Annotated in this window: 23 protein-coding genes, 2 tRNA genes and 1 pseudogene; 4 read left to right on the top strand and 22 right to left on the bottom strand. The window is 38.7% G+C overall.

The genetic code is table 11. From position 1 onward, the window contains the following. From V7164_RS04885 to V7164_RS04875, 3 genes are all read right to left on the bottom strand, one after another. Positions 1-91, bottom strand: a tRNA-Ser gene (locus V7164_RS04885). A gap of 5 nt (positions 92-96) precedes the next feature. After that, positions 97-171 (bottom strand) — tRNA-Asn (locus V7164_RS04880). A 145-nt stretch (positions 172-316) separates the two neighbouring features. Next, positions 317-790, bottom strand: a complete 474-nt coding sequence (locus V7164_RS04875) for a SprT family protein (RefSeq protein WP_335345489.1) — start codon at positions 788-790, stop codon at positions 317-319. Between the two features lie 179 nt (positions 791-969). Between V7164_RS04875 and cmpA the strand changes: the two genes are divergently transcribed. Further along, complete coding sequence (gene cmpA / locus V7164_RS04870) at positions 970-1083, top strand: cortex morphogenetic protein CmpA (protein ID WP_335345490.1); 114 nt, start codon at positions 970-972, stop codon at positions 1081-1083. 87 nt (positions 1084-1170) lie between these two features. On the opposite strand, the gene V7164_RS04865 is transcribed toward cmpA, so the two are convergent. From V7164_RS04865 to acpS, 9 genes are all read right to left on the bottom strand, one after another. Then, positions 1171-3336 carry a Tex family protein gene (locus tag V7164_RS04865; RefSeq protein WP_438824702.1) on the bottom strand — a complete coding sequence of 722 codons (2166 nt, stop codon included), beginning with the start codon at positions 3334-3336 and terminating at the stop codon, positions 1171-1173. 154 nt (positions 3337-3490) lie between these two features. Further along, positions 3491-4276, bottom strand: coding sequence for an RNA polymerase sigma factor SigB (gene sigB, locus V7164_RS04860; protein WP_335345492.1), 786 nt, complete (start codon positions 4274-4276; stop codon positions 3491-3493). Beyond that, positions 4254-4727 carry an anti-sigma B factor RsbW gene (gene rsbW, locus V7164_RS04855; protein ID WP_335345493.1) on the bottom strand — a complete coding sequence of 158 codons (474 nt, stop codon included), beginning with the start codon at positions 4725-4727 and terminating at the stop codon, positions 4254-4256. Before rsbW ends, sigB begins: the two co-directional genes overlap by 23 nt. Further along, a complete protein-coding gene (locus V7164_RS04850) occupies positions 4711-5055 on the bottom strand; it encodes an anti-sigma factor antagonist (protein ID WP_335345494.1) in 345 nt (114 codons plus the stop codon). The genes rsbW and V7164_RS04850 overlap by 17 nt, the downstream gene beginning before the upstream one ends. A gap of 760 nt (positions 5056-5815) precedes the next feature. Next, a complete protein-coding gene (gene ndoA / locus V7164_RS04845) occupies positions 5816-6166 on the bottom strand; it encodes a type II toxin-antitoxin system endoribonuclease NdoA (protein ID WP_066301680.1) in 351 nt (116 codons plus the stop codon). A 4-nt stretch (positions 6167-6170) separates the two neighbouring features. Next, complete coding sequence (locus V7164_RS04840) at positions 6171-6452, bottom strand: CopG family ribbon-helix-helix protein (RefSeq protein ID WP_066301683.1); 282 nt, start codon at positions 6450-6452, stop codon at positions 6171-6173. Positions 6453-6666: 214 nt separating this feature from the next. Then, positions 6667-7839, bottom strand: coding sequence for an alanine racemase (gene alr, locus V7164_RS04835; protein WP_335345495.1), 1173 nt, complete (start codon positions 7837-7839; stop codon positions 6667-6669). Between the two features lie 129 nt (positions 7840-7968). Next, positions 7969-8976, bottom strand: coding sequence for a LolA family protein (locus tag V7164_RS04830; RefSeq protein ID WP_335345496.1), 1008 nt, complete (start codon positions 8974-8976; stop codon positions 7969-7971). Positions 8977-9271: 295 nt separating this feature from the next. Continuing rightward, the gene (acpS, locus tag V7164_RS04825; RefSeq protein WP_335345497.1) at positions 9272-9625 is read right to left on the bottom strand and encodes a holo-ACP synthase; all 354 of its coding nucleotides are present in this window, start codon (positions 9623-9625) and stop codon (positions 9272-9274) included. A gap of 146 nt (positions 9626-9771) precedes the next feature. Between acpS and V7164_RS04820 the strand changes: the two genes are divergently transcribed. Continuing rightward, positions 9772-10491 (top strand): rhomboid family intramembrane serine protease, encoded by a 720-nt coding sequence (locus tag V7164_RS04820; RefSeq protein WP_335345498.1) that lies wholly within the window; start codon positions 9772-9774, stop codon positions 10489-10491. Positions 10492-10522: 31 nt separating this feature from the next. On the opposite strand, the gene V7164_RS04815 is transcribed toward V7164_RS04820, so the two are convergent. From V7164_RS04815 to V7164_RS04795, 5 genes and pseudogenes are all read right to left on the bottom strand, one after another. Then, on the bottom strand, positions 10523-11254 hold the full coding sequence (locus tag V7164_RS04815) for a hypothetical protein (RefSeq protein ID WP_335345499.1): 732 nt from the start codon (positions 11252-11254) through the stop codon (positions 10523-10525). A gap of 15 nt (positions 11255-11269) precedes the next feature. Beyond that, a complete protein-coding gene (locus V7164_RS04810) occupies positions 11270-12301 on the bottom strand; it encodes an NAD-dependent epimerase/dehydratase family protein (protein ID WP_335345500.1) in 1032 nt (343 codons plus the stop codon). Between the two features lie 135 nt (positions 12302-12436). After that, positions 12437-13006, bottom strand: a pseudogene (locus V7164_RS25635) (methyl-accepting chemotaxis protein); the annotation flags it as partial. 599 nt (positions 13007-13605) lie between these two features. Then, positions 13606-15048: a PH domain-containing protein gene (locus V7164_RS04800; RefSeq protein WP_335345502.1), complete on the bottom strand. Its 1443-nt coding sequence runs from the start codon at positions 15046-15048 to the stop codon at positions 13606-13608. Continuing rightward, a complete protein-coding gene (locus tag V7164_RS04795) occupies positions 15041-15520 on the bottom strand; it encodes a PH domain-containing protein (protein ID WP_335353500.1) in 480 nt (159 codons plus the stop codon). The genes V7164_RS04800 and V7164_RS04795 overlap by 8 nt, the downstream gene beginning before the upstream one ends. 187 nt (positions 15521-15707) lie before the next feature. Between V7164_RS04795 and V7164_RS04790 the strand changes: the two genes are divergently transcribed. Next, positions 15708-16118 (top strand): VOC family protein, encoded by a 411-nt coding sequence (locus V7164_RS04790; protein WP_335348145.1) that lies wholly within the window; start codon positions 15708-15710, stop codon positions 16116-16118. A gap of 39 nt (positions 16119-16157) precedes the next feature. On the opposite strand, the gene V7164_RS04785 is transcribed toward V7164_RS04790, so the two are convergent. The 3 genes from V7164_RS04785 to V7164_RS04775 all read right to left on the bottom strand — a co-directional run bounded on the left by V7164_RS04785 (position 16158) and on the right by V7164_RS04775 (position 20045). Continuing rightward, complete coding sequence (locus V7164_RS04785) at positions 16158-17630, bottom strand: DEAD/DEAH box helicase (protein ID WP_335348144.1); 1473 nt, start codon at positions 17628-17630, stop codon at positions 16158-16160. Positions 17631-17827: 197 nt separating this feature from the next. After that, the gene (locus V7164_RS04780) at positions 17828-18526 is read right to left on the bottom strand and encodes an alpha/beta hydrolase (protein ID WP_335348143.1); all 699 of its coding nucleotides are present in this window, start codon (positions 18524-18526) and stop codon (positions 17828-17830) included. 142 nt (positions 18527-18668) lie between these two features. Further along, the gene (locus tag V7164_RS04775) at positions 18669-20045 is read right to left on the bottom strand and encodes a globin-coupled sensor protein (RefSeq protein ID WP_335353499.1); all 1377 of its coding nucleotides are present in this window, start codon (positions 20043-20045) and stop codon (positions 18669-18671) included. A 283-nt stretch (positions 20046-20328) separates the two neighbouring features. On the opposite strand from V7164_RS04775, the gene V7164_RS04770 reads away from it, so the two are divergent. Then, positions 20329-20469, top strand: coding sequence for a hypothetical protein (locus tag V7164_RS04770; protein ID WP_335353498.1), 141 nt, complete (start codon positions 20329-20331; stop codon positions 20467-20469). Between the two features lie 63 nt (positions 20470-20532). Here V7164_RS04770 and V7164_RS04765 read toward each other — a convergent pair whose 3' ends face one another. Both V7164_RS04765 and V7164_RS04760 read right to left on the bottom strand, forming a co-directional pair. Continuing rightward, on the bottom strand, positions 20533-21906 hold the full coding sequence (locus V7164_RS04765; protein WP_335344642.1) for a UDP-N-acetylmuramoyl-tripeptide--D-alanyl-D-alanine ligase: 1374 nt from the start codon (positions 21904-21906) through the stop codon (positions 20533-20535). A gap of 93 nt (positions 21907-21999) precedes the next feature. Then, complete coding sequence (locus V7164_RS04760; protein ID WP_335344643.1) at positions 22000-23082, bottom strand: D-alanine--D-alanine ligase; 1083 nt, start codon at positions 23080-23082, stop codon at positions 22000-22002. Positions 23083-23109: the final 27 nt, after the last annotated feature.

The following is a 23109-nucleotide window of genomic DNA, read 5'->3' as shown; positions in this document are numbered from 1 at the left end:
TGGCGGAGAAGGAGGGATTTGAACCCTCGCGCCGCTTACGCGACCTACACCCTTAGCAGGGGCGCCTCTTCAGCCTCTTGAGTACTTCCCCATAAATGGCTCCGCAGGTAGGATTCGAACCTACGACCGTTCGGTTAACAGCCGAATGCTCTACCACTGAGCTACTGCGGAATATTTAACAAAACGCTGTGTTTTTCTCACTAAGCATCTTGTCGACTCTTACTATTATAAAAACCTAGACATTAAAAGTCAAGAAAGTTTTTTTAAAAAATCTTCTATAGTTTTATGTAAATTTATCTAATTTACTTTAGAGAAATTACCCTTGTTTTAATTCTTCAATTTTTCTTAATCTCCCTTTACACTTTCCGCAAACATATTTTTGTGTATTAATACTTCTTTTCCGTTCATATAATTGCCCGCAATCTTTGCAAGCATATATAATAACTCTTTTAAGCATGGTCTTTTTTGTGCGTTCTGGTAGAGGAGAGCAAAATCTTGGTGCTCCAACAGCTTTCATTAAAAGTCTAAAATCCCGATCTCGATGCTTGTATCCTTTTCCTTCAATATGAAGGTGATAATGGCAAAGCTCATGTTTAATAATTCCGCATAATTCCTCAAACCCGAGCTGATCTAAGTATTTCCTATTTATCTCTATATTATGGGTGTCAAGCATATAACGCCCGCCTGTCGACCTAAGCCTTCCATTAAAACAAGCTTTATGCCGAAACGGATTTCCAAAGCTTTGAAGTGAAATGTCCTCAACTAACTTTTGCAGTTCTAAGTCATCCATCCCATTTTTCCCCTCTAAATTTATGTGAACATGACAACCTATTATAGCATATGTTATATATACCTTTTCTTATTGTAATAAGTTTGATAACCATTTTAATTTTACAATTAAGAAGTTTATTCCCCTACGCTTCTTTATAGATTGTTTCAATTCCGAATTCCTATTAAGGAGGTATTCATATGCCTGGATGGTTTCTAAATCAAATGCAGAGGGCCTTTTTGGAAAAGGATCGTTCCACTATTAAGTTATTAAATCAATGTTGGTTTTTCTATAGAAAAAAACACTGCTCATAGAAATGCGGAAGCACCTTGCTTATTGACACTTCACAAACAAAATAGCGCTAGGGCGTAACCTAGCGCTTTACATCGTAAAAAATCCATTTATTCATTTGGAGCCAACATAGTTAGAGAAACTCTTCCTTTATTTTTATCAACAGAGTCGACCCAGACGGTAACAACATCGCCGACAGAAACAATATCTAGTGGATGCTTAACAAATTGGCGGCTTAATTTAGATATATGAACAAGCCCATCCTGCTTTACTCCGATATCAACAAAAGCGCCGAAGTCTACGACATTACGGACAGTCCCTTGAAGCTCCATACCCGCATTTAAATCCTCCAGCTGTAGAACATCCTTCTTTAATAGCGGTGTCGGCAAATCATCACGCGGGTCTCTTTCCGGTCTGACAAGTGCATCAATAATATCCTTAAGCGTAAGCTCTCCTATCCCTAATTCTGCAGCTGTTTCGGCAACATTTAATTTTGAAAGTGAATCCTTTAATGCTGCTGTTCCTAAATCGCTTGTTTTAAAACCTTGTTTATCAAGCAATTTTATGACCTCTGGATAGCTTTCGGGATGGATACCTGTACGATCTAGCGGTTCCTTTCCATCTATAATTCTTAGGAAACCGATAGCCTGCTCATATGTTTTCGCTCCTAGGCGCGGAATTTTTTTAAGCTGTTTGCGAGTTGAAAATTTCCCTTCTTCCTCCCGCATCTTCACTATATTATTTGCGACCGTCTTGGAAAGCCCCGCAACATATTGGAGCAAGGAAGAAGAAGCTGTATTAACATTTACACCTACTTGGTTTACAGCCGTTTCTACAACAAATGTTAAGGATTCCGATAATCTCTTTTGTGAAACATCATGCTGGTATTGCCCTACTCCAACAGACTTCGGGTCAATTTTCACTAGCTCTGCTAACGGGTCCTGTAGGCGGCGGGCAATTGATACGGCACTTCTTTCCTCAACTTGTAAATCTGGGAACTCTTCTCTGGCCAGATCAGAAGCCGAATATACACTAGCTCCCGCTTCATTTACGATAAGATAGTAAACTTCTTCTTTAAGCTCTTTTAAAATTTCGGCAACAAACTGTTCAGTCTCTCGCGAGGCAGTACCATTTCCAATGGCGATCATCTTCACTTGAAACGTGTGAATGATATCAATAATTTGTGCTTTTGCCTCTCGCGCCTTCGAAACAGGAGGATGCGGATAAATGACCGCTATCTTCAGAACTTTTCCTGTTTCATCTACGACAGCAAGCTTACATCCGGTTCGATACGCTGGGTCCACTGCTAGAACAACTTTTCCTTTCAATGGCGGCTGCAGTAATAGCTTCCTTAAATTTTCTGAGAAAATCATGATAGCCTGCTCTTCTGCTTTTTCCGTTAATTCATTTCTTATTTCTCTTTCAATGGATGGCTGAATTAAACGTTTGTAACCATCCTCATAGGCCTCTTGAACAATGGATGATATTTTCGACTTTTCATTCTTAATCCACTTTTTATGTAAATATTTCAAAATAAAATCAGTATTCGGTTTAAGGCTGATTCGTAAAATCTCTTCCTTTTCACCGCGGTTTAATGCCAATGTACGGTGCGGGACGATTTTTGAAATGGGCTCTTCGTATTCATAATACATTTCAAAAACCTTTTTCTCATCCTTTGCTTCGTCCTTCACTGTTGATTCAATCGTTCCAGTTTTTGCTGTTTGCTCGCGAATCCATTTTCTGCTGTCTGCATCATCGGATACCCATTCTGCAATAATATCCTTCGCGCCAGTGATGGCTTCCTCAACGGAATTTACTTCATTTTCTTCTGAGAGGAATTCCTTTGCCTTGTCCACGGGAGATTCTGTTAATGGAAAGGTTAGCATCCATTCCGCAAATGGTTCTAAGCCTTTCTCCTTCGCGATGGTTGCTTTCGTTCGGCGCTTCTGCTTATAAGGGCGATATAAATCCTCTATTTCCTGCAGCTTTTCTGCAATCTGTATGTGGTTTCTTAATTCATCTGTAAGCTTTCCTTGCTCATCAATTAATCGAATAACTTCCTCTTTTCGCTGTTCAAGATTTTGTATGTATTGCCAGCGCTCCATAATGTCACGAATTTGAACCTCGTCTAAAGCGCCAGTTTGTTCTTTACGATAACGGGCAATAAAGGGGACAGTGTTTCCTTCTTCCAGAAGGCCGATTGTGTTTCTAACTTGTTTTACAGATACCGATTGTTCTAATGCTATTTTTTCTAAAACTTGATTATTATTTACGATAGTTGTTTCCAAAATTTTACCCCCAGCCATTAAGTCTTGTTTTTCATTTTACCAAATTCTTGATTAAGTTTCATATGGGACACTCCGTCTTCAAAAAAAAAGAAGCTTACCTAGACAACAAGGCAGCCTCATACCGCAAATATTAAGTATTTGTTTAATCCTGATTGGCTGATTCTGCGTGAATAGCTTCCTGCAGTTTTTTTATAGCTCGTCTTTGGAGTCTTGAAACGTGCATCTGTGAAATTTGTAATTTTTCCCCCGTTTCCTTTTGACTCATGTTTTCTAAATATGTGTATTGGATGATTTGTTTCTCTCTCTCGGTTAGCACATGCAAAGCTTTTTCCAGTACAAGCATTTGATTGATCTTTTCATAGCCCTTATCCACCTGACCCACTATGTCATGTAAGGTCACAGTTCCACCTTCTGAATCAGCATCAATTGAATGATCAACGGAAAGGGCCTGATAGCTTTTTCCCATTTCAAGGGCTTCTAGAACCTCTTCCTCCTCAATGTCTAATACTTCCGCAATTTCGTTCATTTTCGGAGACCTTTGGAGTTTAACTGTTAACTCCTCGATCGTTGTTTTGATTTTCGGTCCTAGCTCCTTAATCCGGCGGGGCACATGAACACTCCATGTTTTATCACGTAAAAATCGCTTAATTTCTCCGATAATAGTCGGGACTGCAAATGCCTCAAAATTCTTCCCAAAGGTTTCATCATATCGGCGTATAGCCCCCAGCAGTCCAATTAGCCCAACTTGAGTTATATCTTCATGAAAGGCTTTTCCCCTTGAGTATTTTCGTGCAATGGATTCGACTAAGTTCTGATAGTATACCACGAGTGAATTTAGAGCTTCTTCATCTTGGTGCTGCTGATAAGCTTTGATGAGCTGGTTGATTTCATCCTTTGATTTTTGATTAGGTCGAGAGTGCTTTAGCATCCATCTCCACCTGCTCTCCTTCTAGGTATTTAATCATGAATACCGTCACACCCTCTTTATCATGGATTCTAACTTCATCCATTAAAGACTCAATTAAGTAAAGCCCCAAACCCCCTTCTCGCAAATATTCAATGGATTCTGTCTGTTGATACCGTCCAATCCCTTGCTTGGCGGATAAAAAGTCAAAGCTTTTGCCATTGTCGGCAACCATTACTTCCAGCCGGTTTTCGTATAACCCGAAACCAACGACCACTTCTCCATGTTCTTCCTCTTTATAGGCGTGTTGTACAGCATTTGTACAAGCCTCACTTACGGCAATTTTCAAATCCTCAATTTCGTCATATAAAAAACCCATCCGGCTTGCAATTCCCGATAGGGTAAGCCGAACTACATTCACGAATTCCGCTTTTGCAGGGACCTTAATTTCAATATAATCAAACGATTGATTCATTCTCTTCACCTTCACTCTGGCTGGAAATATCAATAATATTAGCGAGACCAGTCATTTTGAAAAGCCTTAATAAACGCTGAGATAATCCAACTATCCGAAGCTTGCCTTGATTGGAGCGTATATTTTTAAACACACCAACAAACACTCCTAACCCTGTGCTATCTAGGTAGGATACATTAGATAAGTTAATGATCATTTCTATTCCTTCTTTTTCTGAAAGAGGAAATAGCCTCTCTCTAAGCTTTGGTGCAGTAAACGCATCAATCTCACCCTGAACAATCACATTCATTTGATTTCCCTGCTCGTGAATTTTTAATGACATATTCATAACTGACCCACCTTTTTGCATATCAATTGGATATTTACTTCCCTGTTTGCTGAATGAATAAACCTTTTTATTTATTTTTTTAAAATGATTATTAACAGTTTAGCAGAAATATTTGATGGGTAAAGGATAATCAAGGTTTGAAAAGCCTTGTTCAAGACTTCAGCTTAGTAAAACAAATGGCTTTTATAAAGGCAATGAACGAGAGGTTCGTGAGGTGCGTCTTAAAATGAAGACGGCTCAAATGAATGCCATGGAAGGGATCATGGAGCGCATTCTGATAACAAGGCTACTGAACGAGTAGCATGACTGGCCCCAATGTAAGGGTTTTGATGTGATTCGAGGAAAAACAATAACATTGAAGGATCCAATGTAAGGGTTTTGATGTAGTTCTAGGAAAAACAATAACATTGAAGGACCCAATGTTAGGGTTTTGATGTAATTCAAGGAAAACACTGACATAGAAAGACCCAATGTAAGGGTTTTGATGTAGTTCGAGGAAAAACAATGACATAGAAGGACCCAAGGTAAGGGATTTGCTGTAATTCAAGGAAAATACAAATATAATGATTATATTTAAAAAAACTATCACTATCGCTAAGAGTGACAGCTTTCCAAATGAAAAGAAAGCCATTAAATAAAAAATGGCAAGCATTTAGAATGCTTGCCGCGGGTAGATGTAATAATAATTAAAATAAATAAAAGACCAATTGTCCTACACACAAAAAATAAAAACGCCCTTATGGAAAGAGCGTATTTTGTATTAAAATTCGATGAGCCCTAAGCTAATCTGAACGGCTTCATCCACTTTTTCCATCATTTCGTCATCGAGATGGGTAATTTTATCGGTTAAGCGCTGTTTATCGATTGTTCGAATTTGTTCTAAAAGAATTACCGAATCTCGTTCAAAACCATAGCGCTTCGCATCAATTTCAACATGAGTAGGCAGCTTAGCCTTCTGAATTTGAGCAGTGATTGCAGCAACAATTACTGTGGGACTAAACCGATTCCCGATGTCGTTTTGGATGATCAGCACTGGACGGACGCCACCTTGTTCTGAACCAACAACTGGGGATAGGTCTGCAAAATATACGTCACCACGTTTGACAATCAAGGGATTACCCTCCGCTTACTAGACGTTCAACTGTGTTTTCTGCCTCGAATTCTGCAAGAAATGCTTCAGATGCAATCGTCAAGTTTATTTTCGCCATCTCCATATAACCACGTCTCATGGCCTCACGAATTTGTCTCTTTTTTCGCTCGCGCAAATACATTTTGGTTGCTTGATAAATGAATTCACTCCGATTTACGTTTTCCTGCTTTACAAAGCCATCTAACTCGGTTACAAGATGTTGCGGTAATTTCACCATAATCTCTGTTGTTGCGCTGGACTCAGACACAAACAAACACCTCCACCATCACTACACACCATTTTATATCTACCATTTTTAATATTAACATCAATCTGACCTCATGCAAAGGGGGTTTATCAATTCTTCTCTATTATCCGCCAAAAAATTATTCTTTTATGCATAAAGCTCTGCTTTCTTATTGAAGAAAATTAAATTTTCCCTAATTCCCTTTCAACTAAGGTCAGTTCAATGTAATCCCATTCTAGAGAAGGCTGTTAATGATCTTTAAAACTTGCCCATTTTTCTTATATACTCTAGGAATTCTTGCACCGATCATACAAGTGATTTCATAATTAATAGTTCCAAGTCTCCTTGCAATGTCATCGGCTGTAATTTTTTCTTTTCCTTGCTGTCCTATAAGGGTGACATCAGTACCAACAGGCAAATCAGCCGGAAGCTTAATCATACATTGATCCATGCATATTCTGCCGACAATCGGAGCTCTTTTACCATCTACGAGTACATCCTGCCCCTGGAGCTTACGTGTCCATCCATCAGCATACCCAATTGGCAGCGTACCAATCCATTCATCTTCCTGCGCTTCATAGGTAGCACCGTAGCTAATCTTCTCCCCTTTTTTCACCTTTTTAACATTCACAACCTTCGTATGAAGAGTAAAGGCAGGTTTTAAAGGAAAAGGAAGGGTGGGCTCCATTTCTACGGACGGCATTAATCCATACATGGCAATCCCCATTCTGACAGCATTTAAATGCGCTTCCGGAAATTTTAACGATGCTGCACTATTACTTGTATGAATCAATTCAGGTTTTTTCTTCAGCCATGAAATCATTTCATTAAAACGTTCCAACTGCATATTGTAATATGCAGGATCAATCTCATCAGCTGTCGCAAAATGAGTAAAAACCCCTTCTATATGGAAGGCATGACTTTTGGCAACAACAATCTCAATCTCCTCAAGCTCCTTCCCGCTTCTTATTCCTATTCTTCCCATTCCGGTATCTAGTTTTAAATGGATCGTTAATTTTTGATTAGATCCAACGTAATGCTTTGCTCTTTCAAGCCATTCCAGCTGGAAGACTGTCAATGTGATATTTTGTTCAATGGCAATCTCCGCATCCTCTGGACGGCTTGCACCAAGAACAAGAATCGGTGCGGTAATGCCCTTTTTCCTTAAGGAAAGCGCCTCATCCAGTATGGCTACGGCAATATAGTTGGCACCTGCCTCTAACGCTGCCTTGGCAACCTCTGCATCCCCATGTCCATACCCATTGGCCTTGACAACAGCAAAGATCTTAACGACATCCTGTACATGCTTTCTCAATTCCTCAACATTATATGCTATATGATCCAAATTAATTTCCGCCCAAGTATCTCTATAAAAAGCTGTTTGACAATCTGCAACTTTGGCCATCATTTGAACACCCTTTTTTTCTTTTTTATATGTCGATTATCGACTCCCTTCGACACCTTTGTCAATTAATTTTCCAACTTTTCAGGAATATCTGCATATAAAAAAGGCCCTTATTCAGAGCCCATAAAGAAATTATTTTACTGTACTTTCTTGAACGGACCTTGCAACCTCAACTAGTTCTTTTTCTGTCAGGTCATTTGAGGCAATCACATAGTCGACCCCTTGATACGTCCATTTAATTGTATTATTAGATAAAGCACCTATCGTAAAGCCTAAATCTACTGGCTCGCCGCTTACCGTTGTGTAAGAGGAAACCGGCATAACATTGGCTTTTTCTTGTACGATTGTGAAAGATTTTTCTCCATCATATGTTAAGACAACTCGTTTGCCGTTATCCGTTGTAATGGCCTTCTCATCAACTAAATCAGCACCTGGGAATTCAGAAGGGTATTTGACCGAGAACTCTTCGCTGCCCACTTCCGCTAATACAGGAACAGATAGTTGAGCACTAGTCATGTTCTTCTGCATATCAAAATCTTTCTTATCAAAGGCGGCATTAAATTTAACTTCAGTGAACTCAACCTTTACAAGGGTGTTTTTATCCGTGTCCATGACCTTCACACTCACTGGAGCTAAGTCAGATTTCTTTAACGTGATTTCTTGGGTAGGAAGCATTTGGTTATTTTGATATCTTGTTTTCGTTTCAAAAACGTAATGATCCTTGGTCGCAGTGAATTTAGCCTCTTTATCCTCAACAATATCCTTCACTAAAGACTCATAAAGGTAGGCCTGACTGCTGTTTTTTGGCCATTCGCTTTGAAAACGGAAGCTTTTATTCAGTGCTGGTGTCAGAACAAAAACCCCCTCATCATTGCGCAGAATCATTTGGCTTTGATCCTTTTGGGCATTTTTCAAATTGACACGGTAGTAGGATGGATTTTTATGCCAAACCTCAATGTCATACACCTGTGGTTCAGTTCCCATTTCTAATGTCATCTTCGCGTTTGCCTTGTAACTCTTTAATTCCTCAACTTTCCCATTCAGATCCTTCACTACAGCTTCCTTGGATTTCGTTCCGCAAGCAGACAACGCTATCACTGCCAATATCCCGATTAGCAGCATTAACCACTTTCTCCTCATTCCTTCAACCCCTTTTGCCTCTATTCAGTGTATTGTCCAGCCACAGCACCTAAGTCATTTTTCAACAAAATCCATCTACCTTGTTGCTAAACAATTCTTTGGCAACTAGATCAACTTTCCTTGATGAATATCTGACTTAGTTTTGCGCTAATCGTGGAGGAGGTAAAGGATAGACGAATGTGGATATGAAAAATGAATCCCCTTGTCTAGCCTTGTCTCTCCTATTGCACTATGAATATATGAGACAACCATCTGGAATATGCTAGGTTGAATGACAAGCTTTTTGCTTTTTTACTTACACCTTTTCAATGATGACCTGAGCCACTGCATACTCTTTACTGTGAGAAATGGAAAGGTGTACACCCTTTTGAATCGGCTTGGACACATAAGGCTTCCCCTTTTCATCCTTTTCAATTTCAATATCTAAAAAGGAAAGGCTTCCTCCAATGCCTGTCCCCATTGCTTTAGAGAAGGCTTCTTTTGCTGCGAATCGCCCCGCCAAAAATTCTGTCTTTCGTTCTAAAGGTAATGTCTGAAATTCAGCGGTTTCTTTCGGTGTTAAAATCCTTTCCGCAAATTTCACTTGCCTTTCAAATATTTTTTTTATTCGATTAAGTTCTACAATATCTATGCCAATTCCAGTAATCATCTTTGATCATCCTTCTATTTCATTTAATATTTGCATAAACAATAATATAAGAATAGCAAGTCTTCGTGTTTTTCTAATATGTTAAATAGCATGTTCATTTCCATTTTAGGCTATGATGGAGAGAAAGTAGAGAAAAGAGGGGCCTTATGTTTATACGGACGGAAAGCTTTAAAGAATTTCTGCGATATTATCCAGTGGTTTCAATCATTATTGCCATTCATATTGTTCTTTACTTCATATCCGTTTTCCCGTTGCTCCCCAACTTATGGCTTTATGAACATTTCGCCGGGGTAAACCTTTATATTTCGGAAGGGGAATACTGGCGTCTAGTCACACCGATTCTCATGCATGGCGATTTGCCGCACGTGATTTTTAATAGCTTTTCCCTTGTCCTTTTTGGTCCTGCTTTGGAGCGTATGCTAGGAAAGGGAAAATTCATCTTCGTGTATTTTATAGCTGGAATGGCCGCGAATGTCGCGACACTCTTTTTGGAACCCTTAACCTATATACATGTCGGTTCAAGCGGAGCGATCTTTGGATTATTCGGATTTTATGCTTCTGTCATCATGTATAGAAAAGATTTAATGTCAAAGGCAAATTCTCAACTTATATTGACTATCACCATCATCGCCTTGATTATGACGTTTTTGCAGCCAAATATCAATGTTACGGCCCATTTTTTCGGGCTGCTAGCTGGCTTTTTGTTAGGTTTAGCCTTGCTGCCACATAAGCAAAGACCAAACATAAGATTCAACTTTAACCTAGGAAAAAAACATCCTGCATCTTTCAAAGGAGTATCAGCTCCAAAATTAATGATATGGTGCGGCATTATCATTTTGGCGATATTAGGATTACTATTCAGGTAACATAAGATTACTAAATGAAAAAGCGATGTCATTATGGAATCGAAATGGCATCGCTTTTTTTATTAATGATGATATTGTCTCTTTTCGACCTTTTAAATGCAAAAGCAAGCAGGATTGCCCCTATCGTAAGCCCTATCGTCATTCCTAATTGAAAAATCAGCAAAAGGAACTGGCTATCAAAGATAAAGCCTATAAATCCAATCATACAAAATAAGCTTGTTAAGTAAAATGATACTCTAATTCCTAAATGTATTCCTTTCCCTTTAAATATCATTCCAAGGAATAATGTAGACAGCCCTAAAAATAAGCTCCACCCAAGCATGTTGATCGCAAATGAAAAAGACCGGGGATTAAATTGAACAAAGCTTTCTAAATTCTGTATCGTTCCTTCGTTCAGACTAAGTCTTACAATACTGAATTGAATAAAATAATTTAGTGAAGCTAATATGGTGAAACCTATTCCAAAACAGATGCTTAATTTGCTAAAAATTTTATCGTATTGTTCAACACATTCATGAATGGTACACAAGATGATCATAAAGAACACCGTTGAAACGCAAGCAAATAGTTGGCAAAATGCATATAAATCAATAAATTCCGGATCAACAGAACTCATAAACTGCTCCAAATTTATATACTCCGGTATGGAATATTTACTTAATAAAATCCCCATGCTTGCTCCATACAGTATACCTGTTAAAGCGAAAATAACTGAACTCCATAAACCTAATAAATATAAATACCCTTTAGGGCTATTCTCCATTTCTTTACCCCACGATTAAAAATTACTTTTTATGGTCGCATGCCACCGTTCTAATAATTCCTTTTCTTTCATATATTCCATGCCTGCTTTACGTTCAATGTCCACCGCCCGGCTAGAGTCCCATTCTAACGTATCACGAATGGTGTCTGCCAAAGAGCGAAATGTTAGACCTTCATTTACTGCTTTTTCAATGTTTAATGCAAGGAACCCGGGCATATTTAATTTTTCAGGGAGCCACAAAGGCATTTCGGTCCAATATTTCACTTGATTTTTATCTAAAAATTCTTCATCTATCCACGTAAAGATAGCATCACTCTTACTGACTGATTTACATTCCTGAAGAAAATCTCCCATTGTCAACGTATCATTTGGTCCAGTTACGTTGAAAACACCTGATTTTCTTCTCTCAACCATGTTGATGATCCCTGTTGCCAGATCTCTTACATCGATTAATTGAATTTGTTTATCTGGGCTCCCAGGAGCAAACACTTCCCCACCTTTAGCTACTCTTTGAACCCAGTAGGTGAAACGATCGGAATAATCATGTGGACCAACAATCAAACCCGCACGAATGAACAAAGCTCTATTAGGCATTACCTCTTCAATCACTTGTTCACAGGAGTACTTTAAGGGACCATAATATTCGTTATATAAGGGACCAGCTATGCCTTTTGTAATTTCCTCTTCCTTCTCCTTTGAGATTGTAAGAACAGGATGATTTTCATTAATACCTATTTTGGTTAAGTCCGTATAAACGGAGGCACTTGAAATGAAGGTATAGTGCTCCGTTACATCAGATAATAGTTCTGCTGATTCTCTCACGATACGTGGAATAAAACCGCAAGTGTCAATAACTGCATCCCACTTTTTCCCCTTCAATGCTTCTAGGTTCCCATTCCTGTCACCAATAAGCGTGTCAACATCAGGAAACAAATTAGGGTTTTCTTTTCCCCGATTAAAGAGTGTTACCTGATGTCCCTTTTCTAAAGCAGCTTCGACAAGATATCGTCCCAAAAACCTTGTTCCCCCAAGTATTAATAATTTCATCTAAACCTCCTATTAATAAAAACTTAAGTTTATGTATTGCCCGTAACTATACCTATTCTTAATAACTATAATCATTCCCTTTTTTCCTTTAGCAAAGAAAAAAACAGTGAAACTCACTGTTTTTTATGGAATATTTTATTCATTATTTTCCTTGAGCACCTTGCCCCAATTGCTTAATTCTGCAACCTGTCTAATACCGCCTTCTAATTTCTCATCAACAACACTTGCATCATTAATATGTCTAATTATCATCTCATTTGCCTGTTCAAAAATAGCTTGTGTTTCGCTTATTTCGCTCATCACATCATTTGAATATTCTCTTTGCTCTTCGATTGTGCCAATCACATCTTTTACCTCAGATTGGACGTTATTAAACACTGTTAAAATGTAGTTTATTTTACTTGTCGTGTCAGTACTAAGCTGAATCCCATTTTCGATTAACCCTGTGCTCATCTTTGTCGATTGCAGTGAGTCCTCAATATCTTTTTGGATATTCTGTGTCAGGACGCTTATATTATGGGTGCTTTCCGCTGTATTTTCAGCAAGCTTTCTTACCTCTTCAGCGACAACAGCAAACCCCTTACCATGTTCCCCCGCTCTTGCAGCTTCAATGGAAGCGTTAAGCGCCAATAAATTCGTTTGATCAGCAATTTCCTTTATCACTTTGACGATAATCTCAATTTCTTTCGATCTTTCATTTAACTGATTCATTTTAACGGATGTCTCATGCAGCTGGTCACCTAATTTGGCAATGAGTCCTTCAACTTTACTAACAGAATCCCTTCCCTCTTCTGAGATTTTCACCATATCTACAGTTGATTCAAATAAATTCTGACCCTTTTCTTGCAGGCCAAGGGATTTATCATAGGACATCTGGCTAATATTGTTTACTTTATCAAACCGTTCATTTATTTTTCCTACTAATTCGCCCAAGACATCGTGCTGCCCATTTACCTTCTCATGCTGTTCAATGGCAATTGTTAATTCACTATTAAAGCCCTCAATGAAATCGTTAAGATACTCTTCATTTTGCTGTGCCTTTTCAAAAATAACCTTCAAGCGATTTTTTAATTCTGTGTTTTCTTCTGTCAATTGAATATTTCTCTTCTTAGTCGTAAACAAATAAAATCCCTCCTGAGTCACAATTATCCAATTCGACCACCTTCAATAGAACGCCTTTCAACCTTCCCCTCAATAGCCGAGAATTGGGTAAAGCTCACTCGAAAGAGGGTTAAGCACCATAAAGAAAACTAGTCCATTATTACTATCGGTTAAAATTCTAAATTTTTAAATACGAAAAGCGCCTAATCGGCGCTTAATTTCGTATAGGAATACCATTTATAAATATCATTTATATCCTGTTTCTCCAAATCTACAACCGTACCGCCTGTTCCGCCTGAACCAGACATAACTACTGCAGTAACAGTCCCTAGCTCTTTCCCTCTTTGAAAATAGCTTTCTTTTATATTCAAGGACTGAATTCGATTTCTTTTCATAAAAACTGTTGTTTTATTTACTGCACGATATCTTAAATTCAACTGTAATTCATCAATTCCCCAGCCCGCATCTTTATACTTAACAAACGCCCAAGCAATGGATAGGAGAACGAACAACAGGGCCAAATACCCCCAAGGTCTAAAAAAGATGACGGGTACTGCTGCTATCGGTAAGCTATACAGAAGCCCTCTAAACATATACCGTTTTAATGCCCGGCTCGGTGCAGATTCGATAACAGACTCAAATGAATAATCATTTAAATAAGGAGTTAATATGTTGGCAATGCGTTCTTTTTTGATAATTGGAAGTATCATGACCCGCGCACTTTCCTGATCAATAGCAGACCCGCCGGCACTTTCTAAAAATACGGTTCCAAATCCAAGAGGCTGTCTAATTAAATTTTCTGATATCCGAATGGCTTGAATCCGGTGCAGAGGGATCGTAATCTGACGCTTCTCTAAAAGTCCTCTCGTTATGATAAGGTCCTCTCCTACGTTCTTTACTGTAAAACCAGCATACTTTACCATAGTCCCTACTAACGCAGCCACCCACGCAATCAAAAACCCTATAAACACTAGAATGCTTATAAAAAGGACCCCGTTTGAAATCACATCCTCCAACCCGTTAAACAGTCTTTCATAAGGGATCATTTCTTCAAATTGGAAAACGAAAGCAAAACACGCGGAAAAAACAACACCGACTCCTCCAGAGGTAGACGCCATAAGCAGGAGCTCACCCGGGGTAATTTTATAAAGTATTTTCTCTTGAGTGTCTTCAAAAGACACCTCTGCATCGGTTTCCTTTTTTTCATTTTTTGCGAAAAAAAGAATGTGCTGAATTTGATTTGCCTCTTCCTTTGAAATGGCGGTTAACACAGCTTCAGCTTCCCCTTTGCTGCTTGAACCGGCCGTTTCCACCTTCACTCTTACAAGACCAAATGGACGATGTAATATCCCTTCCGATAAATCAAGACTCTGAATGCGATCAAGTGGAATATATCTTTTCTTTCTAACAAATACACCGTACTCTATCCTGAGCTCTCCCTCTTCTAGCCGGTACGTGAATCTCAGCCAGGATATGATTCCAGCGATTAAGATGAAAACGATAATAACAACTGAAATAATAAGTTGAATACTCCCATCCCTGCTTCCAAAAACAACAAAAACAAGAAATGGAATAATTAAATCTTTCAATTGCTTTAAAAAATTTACAACTGCTGAAATCGGGTGCAGTCTTCTTGGCTCAGACATCTTCATCAGCCACCCTTGCCAGCTTAGAAATGAAAAATCTTAGCTCCTCCGCCTCATCCATATCCAAAGCCGGAATTTCATGTACAGTCGCAGCAGTTGAAATGGCCACAGTGGCTAAACCGTATTTTCGCAAAATCGGCCCTTGCCGGGTATCAACATGCTGAACTCTAATCATCGGCACGAGAGTCCTTTTGATGACGAACACTCCATGCTGAAGTTCGATTTCATTTTCCCTTACCTCATACCGCCAACGCTTCCATCTCAAAGTAGGGATGAGCATAATCACTAAATACATATCGATAGCAAATAATATAAGGGCAACGGCAATCATCCACATTGGCCAATTAAATATTATGGTAAGAGCAATAACCCCTCCAGCTAGCAATAATGAAAAAAACGAATGAATTGCACCGGAAATCCTCCAGACTGTTAATCCTCTTTCGGATATCCTTCTTTGCGGTTCTAAAACCATATGGTACCTCCTAAACTTAGAGCTAAGTATCATTACGTTAATAGTACTAAATAGGATTCAAAATCTAAAATTATCTAACTTGAAATGAATAACTTCCTCATTTGTCGAACACTTGTTCTTTGCCTCTGATTAAACATTCTTTATAATGGGAAATATGGTATTGGACAAAATTTTAGGAGTGAAATTTATGAAAGGTCAAGCTACACCCTATTTATTTTTCAACGGAAATGCAAGGGAAGCACTTGAATATTATAAAGAAGTATTCGAAGGTGAGATTTTAAATTTACAAACCTTTGGCGATGCGGATTACCCAACTCCGCCAGATGCAGACAACCGAATCATGCATGCACAATTTAAAAAAGATGATTTATTCTTTATGGCTTCCGATTCCTTTTCAGATGGCGATGTTCAAATTGGCAATCAGATTTCGTTAGTTCTTGAGTTCGATTCAGAAGATGAAATCCAAAAGGTTTATGACCGCTTAAGTAATAAAGGTTCAGTTTTAATGGAGCTTCAAGATACTTTTTGGGGAGCGAAATATGCAAAAGTGAAGGATGCTTATGGAATCGCGTGGGATTTAAACATGACAAAAGCTTAATCCTTAAAAAAGAAGAAGAGAGCATTGCTCTCTTCTAACTTAACGGTAATTATTAAAATTGCTTCGATTGCTGCCATTATTGCTGTAGCGTTTTCCTGAAGATCCTTGGCGAGATCTTACTGGCGCGCTCTGTCTTCCTCTTTGGCCTCCGTAAGATTTGCTGCGATCGTCTTGTCTGCGCTCCCTTTTTGCAGGCATTGGCTTTTCTTCCGTTAACTTAACAGGAGTTGTGTCAGGTTCCTTCGTCAGCATTTTTAGTACGGCCTGAACAATAATCGTTGCATCCTGCTGCTCTAGTAATTCTTCTGCTGCCTGCTTATAGTATTGAAGATTGTTCGATTCCACCGATTGCAGAATACGCTCTACAACCGCTTTTTGCTGTCCTTCAAGAGCCTCATCTAATGTTGGCGGCTTCATTTTTTCTATTTTTCTTTTTGTTGTTCTTTCAACGACCTGCAAGTAAGACTTTTCTCTTGGCGTAATAAAGGTCATTGCCACTCCCGACTTCCCTGCACGTCCTGTACGTCCAATTCGGTGTACATAGCTTTCAGGGTCCTGCGGAATATCAAAGTTATATACATGAGTAACTCCAGAGATGTCCAATCCGCGGGCTGCTACATCAGTCGCAACAAGAACATCAATTGAGCCCTCTTTAAATTTCCTTAGAACTGAAATGCGTTTCGCCTGGCTTAAGTCCCCGTGAATGCCTTCCGCGTTATAGCCTCTTAGGTTTAATGCTTCTGCAAGCTCATCAACACGGCGTTTTGTCCGTCCGAACACGATAGCGAGCTCTGGCGATTGAATATCCAGAAGTCTTGTCAAAATATCAAATTTGCTTCTTTCCTGTACTTCCAGATAGTATTGTTCAATTAAAGGAACTGTTACCTCTTTTGTCTTCACACGTACAATCTGCGGGTCCTTCATAAACCGTTCAGCCATTCTTTGAATTGGAGGCGGCATCGTTGCTGAGAACAACAACGTTTGGCGCTCCTCCGGAATTTGAGCAAGAATCGCTTCAATGTCCTCAATAAAGCCCATATTCAACATTTCATCTGCCTCATCTAGAATAGCAGTTTGAACATTTTCAAGATGCAATGTTTTCCGGTTAATATGATCCAATATTCGGCCAGGAGTTCCCACAATTATATGTGGACGGTTTTTCAAAGCGCGGATTTGACGGTTAATATCTTGACCGCCATAAATGGCTAATACTTTCGTTCTTTTTCCATAGCCGATTTTATATAATTCTTCAGATACTTGAATTGCTAGCTCGCGTGTAGGAGCAATAATAATTCCTTGGATGACATCTTTTTCATAATCTATTTTATCAATCATCGGTATTCCAAACGCTGCCGTTTTTCCTGTACCCGTTTGTGCTTGTCCGATTAAATCTTTATTTTCTAAGCTTAACGGGATCGTTTGCGCTTGAATTGGTGTAGCTTCTTCAAATCCCATTCGCTTCAGGGATTTCATCGTTGCAGGGCTAATTCCCAGATCTTGAAACTTTGTCACTGTTTTCTCTCCTTCTAAAAAAAACTAATCTAATTTCTGTATATATTCACATTCAATTAATCCTACTTGAAAGTGAAAAAAGACATTCTCCAATAGGAGTATGTCCAGGTTTCATGAGAAGTTCCTTTTGGCACTTTGTTGATAATTTTATCATTTTATAAAGGTGTTTGCAATGAATGCAGAAAAGAGAACCCTTTTTAAGCAGGTTCTCTCTTCAATAGAAAGTGATAAATTTCGGAAAAAAGATTTTCTCTTTCCTCACAATGGCAAATGAGATGTTTTGACTCTTTAAGATAAATGAGCTTCTTCGCCGAGGTCCCAATCCTGTGGTATAAATATTGTGCACTCTTTGGCGGAACAACACCATCACACTCCCCTTGGGCGATAAGGGTTGGGATTTCAATCTTTCCTAAAATCGGTCTGATTGCAGCAACAAGTCTTCGAAATTGGAGCGTAGCCGTAATAGGAGTAGCTAATATTTTTCTTTTATATCTCATAAACATTTCATTTTCTGTTAATCGACCGCGAAAAGCGTCTTTTGCCATCTCACCAATATCTAAGAGCAGCTGCTTAGGATTTACATAATAGGCCGCTGCACTAAGTAACACGAGCTTTGTCACAGGATAGTGGACAGCTAAGTAACTCGCAATCAGACCGCCCATTGAAAAGCCAATGACATACACAGTTTCACACTTCTCAATAAGCTGCTGCAATGCCTGTTCAGCATGTTCGATCCAATTTTTATATTCAATCCCTTTTAAGCTTAACGTATCTCCATGCCCTGGAAGTGTCGGAACTGCAATTTCCCAATTGGTCCGTTTCTTTAAATAGGATACAAGCGGCTCTACTTCAAAAGGTGCTCCCGTAAAGCCATGAATACATAAACATCCAATCACAAAAATCACCACCAGCCAAAATGTAGATAATCATATTTTACACCTATTTCTCGGAGCCATGCTGATTTTTGCTTTGGCAAATATTAATGAAATAAAAGCAAGCCTTACGCACTTGCACAAAGGTTTACAATAAAATCCTATTTTAGCTGTTAAACTTATCAGCTAATTCATGATTCATTCCACTCAATTGTTCAGCCATTTTGGCAATTTCTTGTGAAGCAATCGAAATATCAGCAAACGCCTTTTTGAATTCGTTCACATAATCACTGAAATGACCGATTCTTTTGTCTGTCAATTGTACACTGTCAACGGATTTTTCTAAAATCTTAATAATATTGTCGCTAGCATCCCTGAACATATGTATTTCTCCCACAATATATTGAAAGCTATTTTCAAATTTTTCAATCGTTATCTGTGTCGCTTTAATTTGTCCTTGGATGTGATCAAGAGCGTCTTCTGTTTGATGAGCCAACTTCCTTACTTCCTGTGCTACAATTGAAAATCCTTTTCCATGTACTCCTGCTCGGGCCGCTTCAATTGCCGCATTTAATGAAAGTATATTCGTTTGGTTAGATATCCCCCGGATTGAATTAACTATCTGTCCGATTTGTGCTGAACTTTCACTGAGCTCCTTGGCTAGCGCTTTCGTTGTATCAATTAATTCGACAACTCGATCAACTTTAGATAAGGCATTTGATGCATCTTGCTTGCCTTCCTCTACATGTGTAATCATGTGCTTAGAGGAAACTTGAATCTCAAGTATTTCTTCACGCATTTGCTCCACAACAATTTCCTTATCAGCAATGGTGGATGTTGTTTCTTCAACACTTGCCGCCAAAGTTGCAGAGGAATCTTTTAAGCTGGCTTGAAACTCTCCAATTTCACCCAGCTTCATCATCGATGAAGTATACGATTCTATATAGGTTTCTATTGCTATCTGCATGTCAAAGGAACAGAGCCGCTGAAATGAAGAATAGTATGTAAATACCTTTTCACTTGAATGGATTTCCTTCATTAACACAGAAAGGATTTCGTTTTGAAGTAGTGTGTAAGCACCTAAATACCATTGTGGAAATAAGCCTATCCGGTTATGAACACGGCCAATACTCTTCCGCCGGTTCACATATTTTTCTCCAATTTCCCCTGAGACCATATCAAGTAAATACTGTACAAACGCTTGTTTTAAACGGTCAATTGATGAATGCTGTTGGATAATGTCAAACAAATTAGGCATTGCTTGTACTTTCAAATAAAAGTTATCAACTATATCCTCAGCATTTTTTTCAATAATAGGACGAATCTGTACAAGATTCTCAATATCCGTGTCTGACAATCCTATAAATAATAGTTGAGAATATTCTTTACTGTTTTTTAATTCATCAATAGTGCTGCTAACAAAACTATTTTTGTTAAATGATACCTCTTGATCCTCTGCTTGTTCTATATTCCTTCTTTTTAAAAAACGCAGAGCTCCTTTTTCATTTGCTATTAAAGNNGACTTGAATGGAATACCAATCAATTCATGTTCCCCCTATAGATGAAATTATCCGAAACATATTTGGAAAGTTGTACTGATGAATAAGACTTTAATAAAATATACCAGGAGAGACACCCTGTTATTTCATCGGTAATTCATTAGTTAAGCTTAATAATTATAATGTAAAAAACCTGAAACAGCGTTTATATTTTGTAAAGGTTATATTAAGATTATTAGCTATGTTAAACTTGATTTGTTGATTTCTTGAACCATTCACCTTCTTCATTTGTATAAGAGATAAAAGTGAAGTAAAGGGGAGTTTCATATGGGGAAGGAATTTATCGTTTCTTTTATTGTATCTGGAATTTTGATCGTGTTGATTCATTTTTCAATTAATAAGGATTGGGTTGTAAAAAGGAAAAATCCCCGTTTCGCTTGGAACAGGGATTTTTCCTTTTTAATGTGATATGGTTTCCGCTCAAACGAGTATTTGCAATAAGCGGAAACCAAAACGCTATAATCTCTCCCACTATTGGAGTGCTGCAACAATACTTTCTAGCTGCATGCCTCTAGACGCCTTTACTAATACAATCGTTTCCTTATCAACAAGCTTTTCAAGTTTTTCAATGAGAGGCTGTTTTTCGGCAAATGCGAAAACCCGATCTGCAGGCAATTTCGTTTTGGCCCCTTCTGCAATCCATTCGCCCAGCTTTCCGAACGTAAACACATAGCCGATTTTTTCAGGTTCAATGGATTCACCCATTTTTAAATGATACTCCTTTTCTTGTGGCCCTAATTCAAGCATATCACCAAGAACAAGAATTTTATTTTTGTACCCTGGGAGATGGGAAAGGAGTTCGATCGCTGCATGCATGGAGGTTGGGCTAGCATTATAAGCATCATTGATAATTTTTTCACCTTTTTTGCCTTGTAAAAGCTCGGTTCTCATATTTGTTAGTTTCAGCTTCGAGAAGCCTTCATTCATTCGTTCGAATGGAACCCCAAAATGACAAGCAACAGTCATTGCTGCCAGTGCATTTAATACATTATGGGTCCCAAGAACCGGAAGTTTAAACTCTATATCCGCAACATTTGTTTTGAAAGTGCTTCCGGTATCATTTTGTTCTATCTCTACTGGGTATATATCATTCATACCGCTTCTTCCAAATGTTCTAATCTTAATATTGCCTTTATAGTTAGATAGCTTTTCATCCAGCAGAGGTTCATCACCATAATAAGTAATTACCCCATTTTCCTGCAGTCCATTAATAATTTCCAGCTTAGCTTCTGCTATTCCCTCTCTTGACCCAAGATCGAGCAGGTGCGACTCACCGATATTCGTAATAATCGCAGCCTCAGGCTCAGCCAAACGCGTTAGAAAATCGATTTCCCCTCTACTGCTCATCCCCATCTCAAGGACAGCAATCTCCGTATCCTGATCAAGATCAAGTATCGTTAAGGGCAAACCAATTTCATTATTAAAATTTCCTTCTGTTTTTTGGACTTTATAATTGATTGACAGCAGATTAGCAGTCATGTCCTTTGTTGTTGTTTTCCCATTGCTGCCCGTTACTCCAACAATGCGAACGCCGAGCGTGTGCCGGTAATTTCTTGCAAGCTCCTGTAAAGCCAGCAGTGTATTTTCTACTATTAAAACTGGCAAATGTAATGGAGGATTTGGAACATCCTTTTGCCAAAGGGCTGCCGCGGCACCCTTTTTAATAGCCTCCTCCACAAATCGATGGCCATCTTGATTCTCACCTTTAAAAGGAACAAATAAATTGCCAGTCTGTATTTTCCTTGTATCAATGCTGACACCGCTTATGACAGTATCCTGAAAACGGGAAATTTCATTATCAATCTTAATCATCTCGGAAATTTCTTTAACAGTTTTTATTATCATCGGTTACCTCCATATAGACTGCGAATATCCCCAAACACATTATTCATTGAAGAAACACGGCAAATCGCCGTGTCCCTATATGCTCTCGCACAATTATTCCATCGTATATTTAATATTCTGCTTTTCCGCATGTCTTTCAATAGCTAAATTCACAAGGCGCTCGATAAGCTGAGGATACTCGACCCCAGTATGCTTCCAAAGAAGAGGGAACATGCTAAATGGTGTAAATCCAGGCATTGTATTGACCTCATTGATATACCATTTCCCTTCCCTTGTTAAAAAGAAGTCCGCTCTTACAAGTCCGGAACAATCTAGCGCTTTAAATGCCCGAATGGCCATTTCCTTTAGCTGATTATACTCAGAATTTGTAATTTCTGCAGGAATAATAAGAGCTGTGTTTCCATCTTCGTATTTTGCCTTATAATCATAGAATTCTTTCTTCGGCACAATTTCACCGGCAACCGAGCATTCAGGATCATCATTTCCAAGAACACCCGCTTCAATTTCTCTTGCTGTCACTCCCTCTTCGATAATGATCTTACGGTCAAATTGGAATGCTTCAGCAAAGGCTTTTTCAAGTTCCGATCTATTTGTACACTTACTAATACCGACACTTGAACCAAGGTTGGCCGGCTTGACGAAGCATGGATAGCCTAGTTCATCTTCTACTTTTTGATAAGCAGCCTCATTCGACTTTTCCCATTCACTACGAATAAACCAACAGTATTTTACTTGTGGAAGACCAGCTTGAGCAAAGATATTTTTCATGATTACCTTATCCATGCCTGCTGAAGAGGACAAAACACCATTTCCTACATAAGGAAGATTGAGAAGCTCAAGCAGCCCTTGAACTGTACCATCTTCTCCATTCGGTCCGTGCAGCAGCGGGAAAATTACATCAAATGAGCTTTTTTCATCTTCTGCAGCCTTAAACAATGCAGGAGCTAAAGCAGTTGGAGGCAGTGCATCCAAGTTGGAAAACGCCAGCTCCTTCACATTTGTAACAGGTCCTGTTAACTGTGGTCCTTTATTCCAACCGCCATCTTTTGATATATATATGGGATAAACTTCAAACTTCTCTTGATCCAAAGCCTTTAGGACAGCCATAGCTGTTTGCATAGAAACTTCATGTTCAGCAGATTTCCCGCCGTATAATAGTCCAACTTTCGTTTTCATAAATAATGTGAACCTCCATTCTCAATC

The sequence above is a fragment of the Bacillus sp. JJ1474 genome (assembly GCF_036965225.1).
Taxonomy (GTDB): domain Bacteria; phylum Bacillota; class Bacilli; order Bacillales; family Cytobacillaceae; genus Cytobacillus.
Note: the sequence above shows the minus strand (reverse complement) of the source record. Positions and strands in the feature narration are given on the sequence as shown.